Genomic DNA, 16,208 nt, shown 5'->3' on the forward strand with positions numbered 1-16,208 from the left:
CCCACTGGATACCCCAGCAGAATTAGCCTTAGTTAAAGCAGAATGTCAGAAATTAGGCGTTAATGTTGCACTTTCCCAAGTATGGGCAAAAGGCGGAGCAGGCGGAGAAGAACTGGCTAAAGAAGTTATTCGTTTAACTGAGAAAAATGACGGAAAATTCCAATACGCTTATGAGCTTGATGTGCCAATCAAAGAAAAAATAGAAGCTATTTCAACAAAAATTTATGGCGCAGACGGCGTAAACTATACTGCTGAAGCAGAAAAACAAATTGCGGACTTAACCAAACTTGGTTTTGATAATGTGCCAATTTGTATGGCTAAAACACAATATTCTTTAACAGATGATAGCAAAGTATTTGGCCGACCAACTGGCTTTAAGATCACTGTTCGTTCATGTAATATTTCAGCCGGTGCTGGATTTATCATAGCATTAACAGGAGATATCATGAAAATGCCAGGACTTCCAAAAGTTCCGGCAGCAGAAAAAATCGATGTTGATGAAAACGGCGTAATTTCCGGTTTATTCTAAACCGTAAACAGGATCAATCAGACCGGTGAGGACTCCTTATGGGAGCGCCTCTCGGTCAAATTTTCGTGTTTGGAATTAGCGTAATATGATTTATTGAAAGAGATGTGTTTAAATGGAATTTGATGCTGAAACAACTGAGCAAGTATCTTACTCAGCAAAGAAATGTACTGAATTTGTAGAAGTCCTCTACAGCAAAAATGCTGTTCCAGGCGGTGGCGGTGCTGCCGCATTAGTTGGAGCAATTGGTATTGCGTTAGCAGGAATGGTTGGAAACTTAACCACCGGCAAGAAAAAATACGCTGCCTATGAAGAAGACATACAACGAATTTTAAAAGAAGCGAAAATTCTTCAGGATCGTATATTAGCAATGATCGATGAAGATGCTGAAAACTTTTTACCTTTGGCTAAAGCTTATGGTCTTCCAAAAGAAACCGCCGAAGAAAAAGCTTATAAAGAAAAAACCCTGGAAGAATGTACTAAAGTAGCTTGCAGCGTTCCCATCGAAATCGTCGAAGTGTGCTACAAAGCCGTGTTATTACATGAAGAATTGGTAGGAAAAGGTTCGGCAATGGCCATTAGTGATGTAGCTTGCGGCGTTCAATGCTTAAGAGCGGCTATGATTAGTGGTTGGGTAAACGTTTTAATTAACATTAAAACAATTAAAGACACAAACTATATTGCAGACGTTGAAAATAGAATTAAGCCAATGTTAAAAGAAGGCGTTGAAATTTGTGATCGCGTTTACGCAGATGTTGAAAAGCAACTTGCTTAAATAAATATTACCCGTTAAAAATTTTAAAATACAAGGAGAACTAAAATATGGCAGCTAAATTATTAAGTGGAAAAGAAGTAAGTGAATCTGTACTGGCTCAAGTACTAACAGATGCTAATGAATTAAAAGCAAAAGGCATTACAGTAAAAATGGCAATTATGCGTGTTGGTGAAGATCCAGGTTCGATTTCTTATGAAAAAAGTATTATTACAAGAATGGGAAAATCAAATATAGAAGTTGAATCTGTTCAGTTCCCACTCGACGTAACAGAAGCTGATTTTGTAGCAAAACTTCAAGCAATCAATGAAGATAAAAACATTCATTCAGTTTTAATCTTCCAGCCGCTTCCTGACCAAATCGATGCAGAAAAAATCAAATATCTATTAAGTCCAGAAAAAGATCCAGATGCGCTTAATCCTACTAACCTGGGAAAATTAATGATCGCTGATGAAAAAGGATTTTTCCCATGTACAGCAGAAGGCGTTATGGAAATGTTCAAATTCTATAATATCGATGTTAAGGGCAAAGATGTTGTTATCATAAACAACTCTAACGTATTGGGTAAACCACTTGCAATTATGTTAACAAATGAATTTGCTACTGTAACAATATGTCATGTGTTCACAAAAGATACTGCTGCATACACTAAAAAAGCAGATATCGTTGTAACGGCATGTGGTATTTACGGTTTGGTTAAAGCTGATATGTTAAATGAAAATTCTATTCTGATCGATGTGGCTATGTCTCAAATGAAAGATGCAAATAAAGAATTTGTATTAAACGAAAAAGGCAAACCTACCAGAGCAGGAGATGCTCATTTAGACTGTTTGGACAAAGTTGCAATGATTACTTCAGCAACACCTGGATGTGGTGGCGGAACAGGACCTATAACAACTGCATTACTGGCAGCACATGTTATTAAAGCATGTAAAATGCAAAACGGCTTACTATAAATTCAGGAAAAAAACAAGGAGGTATAGAATTGGAAGATTACACGAAGTTTAAACTGAAAAGAAAGGAAGAGCTCGATGCGGTTCTGGCAGGCAAGGATGATTTGTTTGTTGTAGCCTGCAACAAATGCTTTAAGGAACTCGATAGTTTTGACGAACCGGAATGCGGTCTGTTTGAAGAGATCGCCAAGGAACAGGGCAAAAATGTCGTCGGCTGTGCAAAAATTGATTTTCTGTGCAATGAACCATTGACATCGAAGACCTTTCAAGCGGCTCTTCCGCAGGGAACCAAAAATGTGTTTGTTAATTCATGTGGCTTGGGCATTCAGACGATTGCAGCAATGACGGAACTTCCTGTGTATGCCGGATGCGATACCATTGCCGTTGATGGCCAACATGGCATGGCATTAACAACCACATTATGCGAAGCATGCGGCCAGTGCTATCTGAACATGACCGGGGGAATCTGCCCAGTCGTGGACTGCTCAAAAGGCTTGTTAAACGGACAATGTGGCGGCGCCAAAAATGGCAAATGTGAAGTAGACAAGGAAATGGATTGCGGATGGCAACTCATCTATGAAAGAATGGAAAAACAGGGACGACTTGAAGAACTGTTGAACCAACCTGTGGAACTTCGGGATTATTCCAAAATAAATTACAAGTTCATCAGTGAATATGTGAATTCTAATCGCGAAGAACGGTACGAAGGTTATTATGGCGGAATCCATCCAGTTGAATACAAAGAGTTAAGTGATAGTATCTCAGTTGTACGTTTTCCGGATCCGCTAAATGTAGTTATTCCAATGTCCCAGCATGCAGGCGCTCCGGCTGAACCCATCGTAGAAGTTGGACAGCATGTAAAAATGGGTCAGAAAATTGCTGAAGCAAAAGGTTTTATAAGCAGTGCAATTCATTCCAGCGTCAGCGGTACCGTTGTAGCCATAGAACCACGGCTGCATACAGTCAGCGGATTGGAAGCTTTAGCCATCGTCATTCAATCGGACGGAAAGAACACACTCCACGAGTCTGTTAAACCAGCCGGAGAACTTGATAATCTCTCACCAGATGAAATCATCGAAATTGTCCGAGAAAAGGGAATTGTCGGTATGGGTGGTGCAGGGTTCCCAACTGCAGTCAAACTCAAAGCGCCTAAACCAATTGAACTGGTATTACTCAACGGTTGTGAATGTGAACCGATTCTAACTGCTGATCACCAGGTTCTGCTGGACTATGCAGATGATGTGATTTATGGTTTAAAAGCCATGATGAAAGCATCGGGAGCACCAAAAGGTGTGATTGCAATTGAAGACAACAAACAAGATGCTGTCGAATTATTACAGGAAAAAACAGCCGACCTGCCAAACATCGAAATTGTTGTTGCAAAAACGAAATACCCTCAGGGCGCTGAAAAGATGCTCATCAAAAAGGTAATGGGCAAGCAAGTGCCAAGTGGCGGCCTGCCAATGGATGTCGGTGCAATCGTATGTAACGTGAGCACAGCCAAAGCCATTTCTGATGCGATCCAGACAGGAATGCCGCTCATTGAGCGTGTTGTAACCGTCAGCGGTGAGCGAATGAACAAGCCGGGAAACTATTTAGTGAAGATTGGTACGTCAGTCAAGGATATCGTCAGCCATTGCGGCGAGGTAAAAGGCGATGACGTCACTGTTAAAATAGGCGGTCCTATGATGGGATTCAAGGTGGAAAATCTCAATGTTCCGATGTTGAAGTGTTCCAATGGAATTATCGCCATCGAAACGATTGTCAAAGAAGCGGTAGAATGTATCAAGTGTGGACGTTGCGCAGACGTTTGCCCAATGGAACTTCGCCCATTGTATTACACCAAATACGCACTGAATGAAGACTGGGAAGGCATGAAAGCACAAAATTTAATGGATTGCATTGAATGTGGATGCTGTGAATATATCTGCTCATCAAAAATTCCGCTTGTTGAGCGAATCAAAATCGGAAAAACTGCCATAAGGGAGGGTAAATAATATGTTGATTACCCAACTAAAAACAAAAGAGAAAATTGAATCGCTGGCTAAAGGAAAAACTGTGATTATTAATTGTCACGGATGCAAAGAGGTTTATTTCCCGGAACACCAAGCAGACGAACTGCAAAAGGAACTTTCGGCCAGTAAAGAAGTGACTCAAATTATTACAACGGATTATATCTGTAATCCGGAAAATCTGATGCTGCAATTGAAAAAGCACATGGATAAAATCAACGCGGCAGATACCATACTGGTATTTTCCTGTGGTGTTGGGATACAGACCGTTGCAGGTCAATTCCAGGACAAAAAAGTATACTCCTGCTGCGATACCTATCAATTACCAGGATTTCAGGGAGTAACCGCGCTGAATGTCGATTGTGGACAGTGTGGAGAATGTTATCTGAATGGTACCGGAGGAATTTGTCCGATTACCGCATGTTCAAAAAGTCTGATTAACGGCCAATGTGGCGGTGCCAAAGAAGGCAAGTGTGAAGTCGACAAGGAAATGGAATGCGGATGGGAACGAATTTACAGGAAATTGGAAAAAATGAATAAACTGGATGACATGAAATATGATGTGCCAAAAGTGCGCAACTTCTGGAATCCAAACGCAGAATAACCAATAATTAAAAATGATTAGGAGTAATTATAAATGAGAATAACTGAGCTGTTTGAAAAAGGCGAGTTTGTATTAACTGCAGAAGTGGGACCTCCAAAAGGGGTTGAAATTGACCACTTGATTAAAGATGCCCATGAATTTTTAAAGACCCGAGTCCATGCATTGAATGTAACGGACAATCAGTCCTCGGTCATGCGTACGGGTTCACTGGCAACATGTAAAGTCTTGAAAGATGAGGGATTGCTTCCAATCTTTCAGATAACCTGCCGGGACCGAAACCGTATTGCCCTGCAGTCCGATGTATTAAGTGCTGCATTGCTGGGCATTGAGAATTTATTGTTATTAACTGGGGATTACACCACACTGGGAGATCATCCCGGGGCAAAACCCGTTTTCGATCTTGATTCCGTATCATTGATCCACGCGGTGAAATGTTTAGAAGGAGGCTTCGACATCGCGGGCAATGCTGTTGATGGAAAACCTCCTAAGTTCGCTAAGGGAGCGGTTGTATCTCCTTGTAGTGACTCTGTGGATGTACAGCTGGCAAAAATGGAAGCTAAGGTGAAAGCCGGATGTGAATATTTCCAGACCCAGGGAGTATTTGAACCCGATAAATTCATGGAATTCATGGAAAAAGCAAAACAATTTGGTGTACCAGTTCAGCTAGGTCTTATCATCCCGAAAAGTGTCGGCATGTGCCGTTATATGAATGCTAATGTAGCCGGCGTCCACGTTCCAGATGATATGATTAAAGAATTGCAGGCCGATAAGGAAAAAACAAAATCAGGTGATACAGGCGTCGAAATCTGTGCCCGTCTGATCAAAGAATGTAAAGACTACGCCCAGGGTGTTCACATCATGTCATTAGGCTGGGAAAACAGAATTCCAGAGATTCTTGATCTTGCTGGAATAGCTCCAGTGTCAAAATAATCTATAGAAGAATCGAATACCGGTTGATCCGGAAATTCTGAAATGCTCCTTCTTAAGGTGAACAGTTTATGTAATTTAAACTGTTCATTATAAAGGAGGAGTTTTTTGTTATTGGGAAGAAAAGGTATATGCGAAATGAAAGTAACAGTCATTGGAGCAGGCCCGGGCGGATATCAAGCAGCCATTATGGCAGCAAAACTCGGTGCGGATGTAACAATAGTTGAAAAAGATTCTCCGGGCGGAACCTGTCTGAATCGAGGATGTATTCCCACAAAGGCTCTTTTAGCGACCTCTGATGCATTGGAGACCATTCATAAAGCCAAAGAGTTTGGGATTAATGTCGGATCGGTCACACCTGACTTTAAAGCCATTATGGAACGTAAAGCAAAGATTGTAAGCGGTTTAGTAAAAGGGATCAACTACCTGTTTAAAGCCAACAAGGTCACCTTAGTAAAAGGAACAGGAAAACTTATTGATAAAAATACAGTAGAGGTAATAAAAGATGATGGATCAACTGAAACAATCGCATCGGATAAAGTGATTCTTGCTACTGGATCTGTTCCGATTGTACCAGAAATATTCCAATTCGATGGCAAAAAAGTCATCAGCAGCAATGAAGTATTGGATCTTCAAGAACTGCCAAAATCAATGATTATCGTTGGTGGCGGTGTTATCGGCTGTGAAATTGGTCAATTCCTGAGCCGAATGGGAACTATAATTACCATTGTAGAAGAGCTTGATCAGATTCTTCCTTTAGAAGATGCTGAAACAGCTAAGCAACTGGCTCGTCAATTCAAAAAAGATAAAGTAAAAGTGATGACAGGTAACGGTATTTCTGGAGTTGAAGTATCAGATACCGGTATAACAGCAAATCTGGAAAACGGCAAATCCGTTGAAGCAGAATTGCTGTTAGTTGCCATTGGCCGTCGAAGCTATGTTGATAATCTTAATGCCCAAGGCATTGGTGTTGAAGTAGACGAAGGTGGTCGTATTGTTGTTAACGACAAAATGGAAACAAATATTGAGGGTGTTTACGCAATCGGTGATATCGTAGCCACACCTTTATTGGCTCATGTTGCATCGAAAGAAGGCATCAAAGCAGCTTATAATGCTGTTAAAGATGCTGGAAAACGTGTGTCTTATAAAGCAGTTCCTCGTTGTGTTTATACCGACCCAGAAGTAGCTGGGGTTGGTTTAACCGAGCGAGAATGTGAAGCCAAAGGCATTGCATATAAAGTAGGACAATTTGATTTTAGAGCCCTTGGAAAAGCCCAGGCAATAGGTAAAATTCAAGGATTTGTTAAAATTATCGTGGATACTAATGATGTGATTATTGGTGCTGCCGTTGTTGGCGCTCATGCTACCGATGTATTAACAGAACTTTCTTTAGCAGTACATCTTGGACTAACAGCAGAACAGGTTGGAGATGTTATCCATGCTCACCCAACCTTATCAGAAGCCATAATGGAAGCAGCCCACGATGTTCATGGTGTTTGCGTACATAAAGGCTAACAAAGTTTCTTTTATTTTCCAGACTCTATATATTAGTTAATGTAGAGAGTCTCCAATCAAAAATAAATGCTTAAGGAGTTATAAAAATGAGTGCACCAAAAGAATTGAAATATGATAAAGTTCAGCATATTTGGGTTTCTGTAAAAGGTAATATTGCAAAAATCGGCATTACTGATTTTGCACAGAGTCAATTAGGTGAGTTATTATTTGTTGAATTGCCAGATGTTGATGATGAATTTGCAAAAGGCGATGAATTTTCAGTGGTAGAATCTTCTAAAAAAGCATCTCAATTGGAAGCTCCATTTGCTTTTAAAGTTGTTGAAGTGAATGATGCACTTGATGACGAACCAGAACTAATTAACACAGATGCCTATGCATACTGGATAATTAAAGTGGAAGTTATAAGTGAAGATGGCATGGATGATTTAGTTGCAGCTGCTGATTACGATGCTGTCATCGGATAGATAACGCATATAATGATCATTGATTGTCATATCCATTGCGGTTTAGGTAATTCCGAATTATTAACAGAATCTGGAATTACCTATAAAAATACGGTAGAAACCATGATACAACTTGTTAAAATTTACAAACAAAAGGGGATACAGGCATTGCGTGATGGTGGAGATGTCTCAGGAGTTGGAATAATTCTCAGAGCTATTTCGAAGGACTCAGGACTGATTTACCGAACCCCAATTCGTGCGTTTTATAAAAAAGGTCTTTACGGAGATTTTCTGGGGGAACACCTGGAGAATACAAAAGATGGCATCCGAAAAATGGATGCTCTTATGAAAGAAACCCCGGATTTTATTAAAATTATTCTGACGGGAATTATGAGTTTTAACGAATATGGAGTCTCGGGTGCCATCGGCTTATCGCAAGGCGAATGTACTGCCATAATTGACCATGCCCATCAATCAGGGTTATCCGTTATGGTTCATGCTAATTCGCCAAAAGGTATTATGATGGCCCTCACTTCAGGTGCGGATACTATTGAACATGGTTATGGTATTGATGATGACTGTCTTCACGCAATGCGTGAAAGTAATGTTGTTTGGGTACCTACGCTTGCACCCTTTGCAAATATTGCAAAATGCAGTGATGAAAATCCAATGAAAAAGTATCGAAAAGTTTCAGAACGTTATTTTAGACAGCATCAACAACAGGTAAAAAAAGCCAATGCAATGGGTGTGAACATTGCGTTGGGTAGTGATTCCGGTGCAACCCTGGTTGCGCATGGTCAGGGAACTCTGGATGAGCTCGGCTATCTTCTTGATTGTGGATTGACAGAAGAAAAACTGGAAAGTATTGGAAAAAGGGTTATTGACTTTTAATAGCATAGGACAAAATAAATATCGAAAATGATACCAGCATGAGAGTAAAATTTTGCTGGTATCATTCTTTTTTTGTGAAGAAAAGAATTCTAAAAGGTTGGATCAAATTGACTGTTGTAATTTTTATTCGTTTTATGAGGTCAAAAAAGATGCGACATCAAATTAGATTGACTTAAAATGTATTTATTTCTGGTAATCGATCCGGCCATCGTTTAGAATAAGAAAATAGACTGAAAAACAATTAATTTAGGGGTAAAATCAATGAAAAGGATTATGATTACTCGACCGGAAGATTTTGTGGATATTTCTTTGGAAATTCCTGAAATTGTAACCGACGTAAAATATTTCACCGGCGAAAATTTTGCGGGTGAGAAAATTGATGGATATGATGCTCCTATTGTTTTATTAACAGAGAAAGCAACGATTGCCCTTAGCAGGGTACAAAAACAGCTTGTGAAAAAGGGGTACGGAATTAAAGTATACGACGGTTATCGCCCCAAACGTGCAGTGGAACATTTTATCCGTTGGGTAAACACTAAGGAAAATGGGAAAACCAATGATTTCTATTATCCGGGAATGACTCGGTTGGAGGTTTTTCATGGTGGGTTCATTGCTAAGAAGTCCTCACATACCAGAGGAAGCACCGTAGATCTTACTGTTATCAAGCTTGATACCGGTATCGAGGTGGATATGGGAGGAAGCTTTGATTTCTTTTCGGAGATTTCCTACAGTGATTATGACCATTTAAACATTGAGCAAAGTAAAAACAGAGTCCAATTAAGATATCTCATGCGTTCTGAAGGCTTTGAGCCTATGCAACAGGAATGGTGGCATTTTACATTGGCAGATGAACCTTACCCTGAAACTTATTTTGACTTTTCCATTAATTCTTCAGATTAACTTTGAAATCATGGAAAAATAAGGCTAATAATTCTCTAATTTTCATGACGAAGTACCAAACATTTGTGATATAATGATGGAATTAGTTTAAAATACTATGCTTTTATGAAAGGAGTAAAAAATTGACGAAAATGAAAAAAACCCTCTTTATTGCTTTGGGTATTGCAATTGGTGTGGTGATAATATTATTATCACTTAATCAATTTTATATTGGTTATCTCTGGTTTTCGGAAATGGGCTATACTAATATATTTTTTAAAGAAATTATAACAAAATCTCAAATCGGTATTCCACTTTTTGCAGTTATTGTATTAATGCTGTTTTTTTATCTTAGATTTCTCTACCACATTTCCAGAAGATATTTAGGTCTTCCCAGAACAAATGGAGGTAAGAAGCAAAATATTATAGCACTGATTATCAGTGGAGTGGCAGCATTGATGCTTACAATTTTTATAACCGATAATATATGGTATCAAGTATTGGAGTTTGTGAATAAAACCACTTTCAATATAACCGATCCTTTATTTAATCAAGATTTATCTTTGTATTTTTTTCAGTTACCGTTGTATCAGGAATTATTTTCCATTTTCATTGGAATTTCCTTTATGATTGGAATCTTGACCTTCGGATATACTGCATATACTTTAACCATAGAAAAGAATATTCAGTTCAGCCAGGAACAGAATTTAGACGAATTAAAGGAAAATGCTAAGGGTGTATTCAAAGCCTTTTTAGAAATTGCTTCAAAGCAAATTGGGATATTTTTAGGAATTTTCTTTTTAATCCTTGCTTTGGGCAGTGTATTAGAAGCGTTTCAGTTACTCTATTCCGGAACAGGCATTGTCGTTGGAGCAGGAGCAGCCGACATTGATGTGGGACTGAAGGTCATTATTATTAAAGGCGTTTTGTGTCTTGTGCTTGCAGTGACTTCAGTTTTTGCAGGCTTTAAGAAAAAATATCTTCTTATGGGAGCAGGACCTGTGCTTTTTGTTGTGGTAGTTATTGTTGGGGGTGTTTCTCAAGGTATTTACGAATCCCTTATTGTCATCCCAAACCAATTTACAAAAGAAGAAAAATACCTTAACAATAATATTCAATCTACCCAGCAGGCTTATGGCCTGACCAATGTAGAAACTAAAGAGTTTTCGGCAACGGATGAAGTTAATGCGGCTGGTATTGAACAAAATGCCGCTACCATCAAAAACATTCCCATTAATGACTTAAAACCAACTCTGGATATGTACAATTCCCTTCAGGGTATTAGAAACTACTATAAGTTTTATGACGTTGACGTGGATCGTTACCTTGTAAATGGCACATATACCCAGGTTTTTTTGGGAGTAAGGGAAATGAACAACACACTTCTTCCAACTGAAGCAAAAACCTGGGTCAATTTACACCTGAAATACACTCATGGTTTTGGACTCGCTGTTTCACCGGTGAATAAAACCAACAATGTTGGACAGCCGGATCTTGTTGTGAAGGATATTCCTCCAGTAACCGATGTGCCTGAATTAAAAATTGATCAGCCGCGGATTTACTTTGGGGAAAATGATTATAGTTATGCTGTTACAAACTGTACTTCAGCAGAATTCGATTATCCCCAGGGAGATAATAATCAAGAGGTTGTTTATACCGGAACCGCTGGTATAAAAATGTCCTTTATTAACAAGCTGGCCTTTGCACTTTATCACGGTTCCCCTGAATTACTTCTGGCTAACGAGGTAACAGGTGACAGCAAAATGATTATCCATCGAAATATCATCGACCGGGTATCTACGATTGCTCCATTCCTAACTTATGACAAAGACCCCTATCCGATCATTTCAGAAGGTAAGATTTATTGGATCGTTGATGCCTTTACGACCAGCAGCCGCTATCCTTATTCGCAAGCCTTTGATACAACAGGGAAAAACTATATTCGTAACTCAGTGAAAGTTGTTGTGGATGCCTATAATGGAGATGTTACATTCTATAAGGTTGCAGATGAACCTGTTTTAGATACCTATGGAAAAATATTCCCTGGCTTTGTAAAGGATATTTCTGAAATGCCAGCAGGGATTAAACAACATATCCGTTATTCAAAAACGCTCTTTGATGTTCAATCTGAGATTTATAAAACCTACCACATGTCCAATCCAAGGGTTTTCTATAATAAGGAAGATCAATGGGCTACCGCTAATCAGATTTATGAATCAGAAAAAACCCCGGTTCCGGTACCGTCTTCATATATTATTATGAAGCTTCCGCAACGAGAAGCGGAGTTTATGCTTACCATTCCTTTTACGCCAAAAGATAAGGATAACATGACCGCATGGTTGGCGGGAGTTTCAGATGGGCCGGAGTATGGCAAGTTGATTCTTTATCAGTTCCCTAAACAACAATTGGTTTATGGAGCTATGCAGATTGAACAGAGAATCGACCAGGATACAGTGATTTCACCACAATTAACCCTTTTAGGTCAACAAGGATCGCGAGTTCTTCGTGGAAATTTGATGACCATTCCCATTGGGAATGCCATTATCTATGTGGAGCCTGTTTATATCCAGGCTGCCAGCGGAGAAAACAATATACCGGAAATGAAAAAAGTGATCGTTTGTTATCAAAACCAAATCGTTATGGCTGATTCTCTGGAATTGTCATTGGCACAAATTTTTAATACCGAAGTAACCAACGCCAGTTCTAAGGCTAATGTAACCCAAACTACTGGAGATATTGGTTCGGTATTGGCATTAACCACTAAAGCCAATAGCCTGTTTCAAGAAGCCCAGGATGCTCAACGCGCTGGGGATTGGGCACTTTACGGTCAAAAGTTGAGTGAATTAGGACAGGTACTTGGTCAATTGCAACAACTTTCAGGTGCAGCTACTGTAGCAGCCCCATAGTATTATAAGAACATTAAAAACCATATGAGAGTGTAGAAAAAAGCAGGAGGAAAAATGCTTGATATAAAAAGAATTCGAGAAAATACAGTTGAAGTTCAGACAGGGCTTGATAAACGGGGGAATTATAATTTAAACCCCGTTCTTGAACTGGATGAAAAACGTCGAAAAAAGCTTGTAAATGTTGAAGAAATGAAAAATCGCCAAAATATCGTTTCCAAAGAAATCCCAAAGTTTAAAAAAGAAAAGAAAGATTGCTCTGAAATTTTTACAGAGATGAAAGAGCTTTCTGAAAAAATTAAAGACCTTGATGCGGAAATAAAGGTGATTGATAACGACATGCGGTATCAACTTTTGCGTTTTCCCAATATTCCCAATGCCCAGGTGACGGTTGGGAAGGATGAGTCCGATAATAAGGAAGTTCGTAAATGGGGTGAGCCCAGGGCCTTTGATTTTGAAATTAAAGCCCACTGGGATATCGGGGTAGATTTAGACATCCTTGATTTTGAAAGGGCTGTTAAGATTACTGGTGCCCGATTTAGCATGTTTAAGGGGGAAGGCGCCAGATTACAACGTGCTCTGATTAACTTTATGCTTTACACGCATTGTGTAGACCATCATTATACTGAAATATCACCACCGTTTATGGTCAACCGTGAGAGTATGACTGGAACCGGACAACTCCCTAAATTTGAAGAGGACGCATTTCATATACCCAGCAAGGATTTTTTCCTGGTGCCGACTGCTGAGGTTCCGGTTACAAATATTTATCGTGACGAAATTCTGACAGAGGAAAATTTGCCGCAATATTTTACTGCCTATACGCCTTGCTTTAGACAGGAAGCAGGCTCGGCAGGAAGAGATACCCGTGGACTCATTCGCAATCATCAGTTTGATAAAGTGGAAATGGTAAAATTTGTCCATCCTGATAAATCCTATGAAGAGTTGGAAGCCCTTACAAATGATGCTGAACAAATATTGCAGCTATTGGAAATTCCTTACCGAGTGGTGGAACTTTGCACAGGTGATCTGGGTTTTAGCTCAGCAAAAACTTATGATATCGAGGTATGGATGCCAAGCTACAACCGCTATGTGGAGATTAGTTCATGTTCAAACTTTGAAGACTACCAGGCGAGACGGGCTAATATTCGGTTTCGGGATGGAGAATCAAAAAAAACACGGTTTTTACACACTCTAAATGGCTCTGGTTTGGCAGTAGGCCGAACCTTTGCAGCAATTTTGGAAAACTATCAGCAGAGCGATGGAACAGTTGCCATTCCTGAGAAATTAACCCATTATATGTGGGGAAAAAAAGTGATTGGAAAATAGATTCAAGTGTGAAAGCAATTTTTAGATAGCCTGACAATCTGTGGAAAAATTTCATAACACTTGACAGATGAACGTAAAAAATTTATAATAACACACATGATTTTGCGAAAATAAACACAGAATTGTATGAAGGAGTAGTTAATATGGCGGTACAGGGAAAAGAATTAATTATAACAGAAGATGGTCTTAAACATATAAAAAAAGAATTGGAATATTTAAAAACCGTTAAACGTCACGAGGTTGCTGATCGTATTAAAACAGCTCGTGAATTTGGAGATTTAAGTGAAAATGCGGAATACGATGAAGCCAAAAATGAACAAGGTTTTGTTGAAGGGAAAATTTCCGAACTTGAACATAAGCTTAAAATTGCAGTGGTCATCATTGAAAAAGATATACATACCGAAGATGTCGGTGTAGGGAGTATTGTTAAAATAAAAAATCCTAAATTGGATTCCATAGCGGAATATAAGATTGTAGGTTCAGCAGAATCAGATCCTGCAAATTCCCGTATTTCCAACGAGTCTCCGATAGGATCATCTCTTTTAGGTGCTAAGGTTGGAGATATTGTTAAAGTTCAAATTCCAGATGGTGAAGCATCATACCAAGTTTTAGAAATACGTCGATAGGAGGACAAAGAGTGACAACAGAAAATCTCAGCGAAGTTCTTGAAATTAGACGGGACAAACTTAAAAAATTGCAGGAAGAGGGTAAAAATCCCTTTGAACATACAAGTTATGATATAACGGCTCATGCAAAAAATGTGGAGGAAGACTTTGAGTCTTTTGAAGAAAAACCAGTTTCTATGGCAGGACGTATTATGTCAAAACGTGGACAGGGTAAGGTTTCTTTTTATGACTTACAGGATTCTACAGGAAGAATTCAGTTATTTTTAAAGAAGGATGCTCTACCAGATCAGTACGATGAAATTAAAACCTATGATATTGGAGATATTGTTGGAATTAAAGGGGAGGTTTTCAAAACAAGAATGGGACAGATTTCTGTTCGAGTAAAAGAATTGACCCTTTTGAGTAAATCACTCCAGATCCTTCCTGAAAAATATCATGGTCTTAAGGACATGGATCTTCGATACCGACAACGTTATGTTGATCTCATTGTAAATCCTGAAGTAAAGGAAGTTTTTCAGAAGCGTTCACTGATCATGAAGAAAATTCGTGATTTCTACGATAGCCTCGGATTTATTGAAGTTGAAACGCCAGTGCTTTCAAATATGGCGGGAGGGGCAAATGCAAGACCTTTTGGTACCCATCACAATGCCTTGGATATTCCATTGTTTTTAAGGATTGCTTTAGAACTACCATTAAAACGATTAATCGTTGGAGGTTTTGACAAGGTTTATGAGGTCAGCCGCGTTTTTAGAAATGAAGGCATGGATGCAACCCATAATCCGGAGTTTACTTTACTTGAATCCTATGAAGCATATGCAAACTATGAAGATGTCATGAATATGTTAGAAGAACTCTACAGCTTTCTGGCAAAAGAAGTGAATCAGTCTGAAGTTATTGCTTACGGAGACAAGGAAATTAGTCTGGCAATACCCTTTAAAAGAGCTAGAATGGTGGATCTGGTTAAAGAGCATACAAATGTGGATTTCGATGTCATAACCGATGTTGAAGTGGCACGTGCAGCAGCCACAGAACTCCATGTAGACGTGAAAGATCAAAACAGTGTTGGAGAAATCATGGCAATGGTCTTTGACGAACATGTCGAAGATAAACTTATTCAACCAATTTTTGTTACAATGCATCCGGTTGAAATGTCACCATTGGCGAAAAAAGATCTTAAAGATCCAAGATATACTGAACGTTTCGAGTTATACATTAACGGTGCTGAATGTGCCAATGCCTTCTCAGAATTAAATGATCCCATTGATCAGAAGGAACGTTTTTTGTCACAGGCAAAGAAGAAAACAGAAGGTGATGATGAAGCTCATCCTTTTGATGTGGATTTTATTAATGCACTAGAAGTTGGACTGCCTCCAACAGGAGGGCTGGGGATTGGGATTGATCGATTGATGATGCTATTTACCAATCAACATAGTATCAGAGATGTTATACTATTCCCAACTATGAAACCAATCGATTAATTCGAAATTTTTATGAACTTCAAAAAATTACCATTTCCGGGATCGTTATTATCATTGTTATTCCGGAGTCAGACACCCGTTGGGTGTTTGATCTCGGGTCCAACAATTGATAATCAACTGTCTCGGATACTTTTTTAAAAGCGATCTTCAATAAGCAGTGCTCTTTATTTTATGAGAAATGAAAAGGAATTAAATATAAATAAAAAAAACATTGACACAGAGAATTAAGAAGGGTATACTTTAAAAGTTGTCTCAAATGGGGCAGCGAAACAGAACCAGATAAAAACAAAATAAAACAAACAAACAGCTTGACAACGCAGGGAAATGACGATACAATAGAAAAGCTTCTT

The 16,208-nt window shown here is 39.0% G+C and carries 14 protein-coding genes; all 14 read left to right on the plus strand.

Translation table 11 applies throughout. The features are described from left to right. Positions 1-529, plus strand: a 529-nt coding sequence (locus VIK44_RS07495) for a formate--tetrahydrofolate ligase (protein ID WP_331553229.1), incomplete at its 5' end; no start/stop codon positions are given. Positions 530-641: 112 nt separating this feature from the next. After that, entirely contained in the window at positions 642-1,301 is a 660-nt protein-coding gene (locus VIK44_RS07500) for a cyclodeaminase/cyclohydrolase family protein (protein ID WP_331553230.1), read from the plus strand. Between the two features lie 47 nt (positions 1,302-1,348). Further along, positions 1,349-2,254 carry a bifunctional 5,10-methylenetetrahydrofolate dehydrogenase/5,10-methenyltetrahydrofolate cyclohydrolase gene (locus VIK44_RS07505; protein ID WP_331553231.1) on the plus strand — a complete coding sequence of 302 codons (906 nt, stop codon included), beginning with the start codon at positions 1,349-1,351 and terminating at the stop codon, positions 2,252-2,254. Positions 2,255-2,283: 29 nt separating this feature from the next. Then, entirely contained in the window at positions 2,284-4,248 is a 1,965-nt protein-coding gene (rsxC, locus tag VIK44_RS07510; protein WP_331553232.1) for an electron transport complex subunit RsxC, read from the plus strand. Between the two features lies 1 nt (position 4,249). Continuing rightward, a complete protein-coding gene (locus VIK44_RS07515) occupies positions 4,250-4,867 on the plus strand; it encodes a methylenetetrahydrofolate reductase C-terminal domain-containing protein (protein WP_331553233.1) in 618 nt (205 codons plus the stop codon). Between the two features lie 33 nt (positions 4,868-4,900). Further along, on the plus strand, positions 4,901-5,797 hold the full coding sequence (locus tag VIK44_RS07520) for a methylenetetrahydrofolate reductase (protein WP_331553234.1): 897 nt from the start codon (positions 4,901-4,903) through the stop codon (positions 5,795-5,797). Between the two features lie 111 nt (positions 5,798-5,908). Continuing rightward, positions 5,909-7,309: a dihydrolipoyl dehydrogenase gene (gene lpdA, locus VIK44_RS07525; RefSeq protein WP_331553235.1), complete on the plus strand. Its 1,401-nt coding sequence runs from the start codon at positions 5,909-5,911 to the stop codon at positions 7,307-7,309. Positions 7,310-7,395: 86 nt separating this feature from the next. Next, positions 7,396-7,773 carry a glycine cleavage system H protein gene (locus VIK44_RS07530; RefSeq protein ID WP_331553236.1) on the plus strand — a complete coding sequence of 126 codons (378 nt, stop codon included), beginning with the start codon at positions 7,396-7,398 and terminating at the stop codon, positions 7,771-7,773. Between the two features lie 12 nt (positions 7,774-7,785). Further along, on the plus strand, positions 7,786-8,643 hold the full coding sequence (locus VIK44_RS07535) for an amidohydrolase family protein (RefSeq protein WP_331553238.1): 858 nt from the start codon (positions 7,786-7,788) through the stop codon (positions 8,641-8,643). A 261-nt stretch (positions 8,644-8,904) separates the two neighbouring features. Then, entirely contained in the window at positions 8,905-9,543 is a 639-nt protein-coding gene (locus tag VIK44_RS07540) for a M15 family metallopeptidase (RefSeq protein ID WP_331553239.1), read from the plus strand. Positions 9,544-9,674: 131 nt separating this feature from the next. Continuing rightward, on the plus strand, positions 9,675-12,428 hold the full coding sequence (locus tag VIK44_RS07545; protein WP_331553243.1) for a UPF0182 family protein: 2,754 nt from the start codon (positions 9,675-9,677) through the stop codon (positions 12,426-12,428). Between the two features lie 54 nt (positions 12,429-12,482). Further along, positions 12,483-13,754, plus strand: a complete 1,272-nt coding sequence (serS, locus tag VIK44_RS07550; protein WP_331553240.1) for a serine--tRNA ligase — start codon at positions 12,483-12,485, stop codon at positions 13,752-13,754. A gap of 143 nt (positions 13,755-13,897) precedes the next feature. Next, positions 13,898-14,380, plus strand: coding sequence for a transcription elongation factor GreA (gene greA / locus VIK44_RS07555; protein WP_331553241.1), 483 nt, complete (start codon positions 13,898-13,900; stop codon positions 14,378-14,380). 11 nt (positions 14,381-14,391) lie between these two features. Continuing rightward, a complete protein-coding gene (lysS, locus tag VIK44_RS07560) occupies positions 14,392-15,858 on the plus strand; it encodes a lysine--tRNA ligase (protein ID WP_331553242.1) in 1,467 nt (488 codons plus the stop codon). The last annotated feature ends 350 nt before the right edge of the window (positions 15,859-16,208 follow it).

The sequence above is a fragment of the Acetobacterium sp. genome, assembly GCF_036508315.1.
GTDB lineage: Bacteria > Bacillota > Clostridia > Eubacteriales > Eubacteriaceae > Acetobacterium.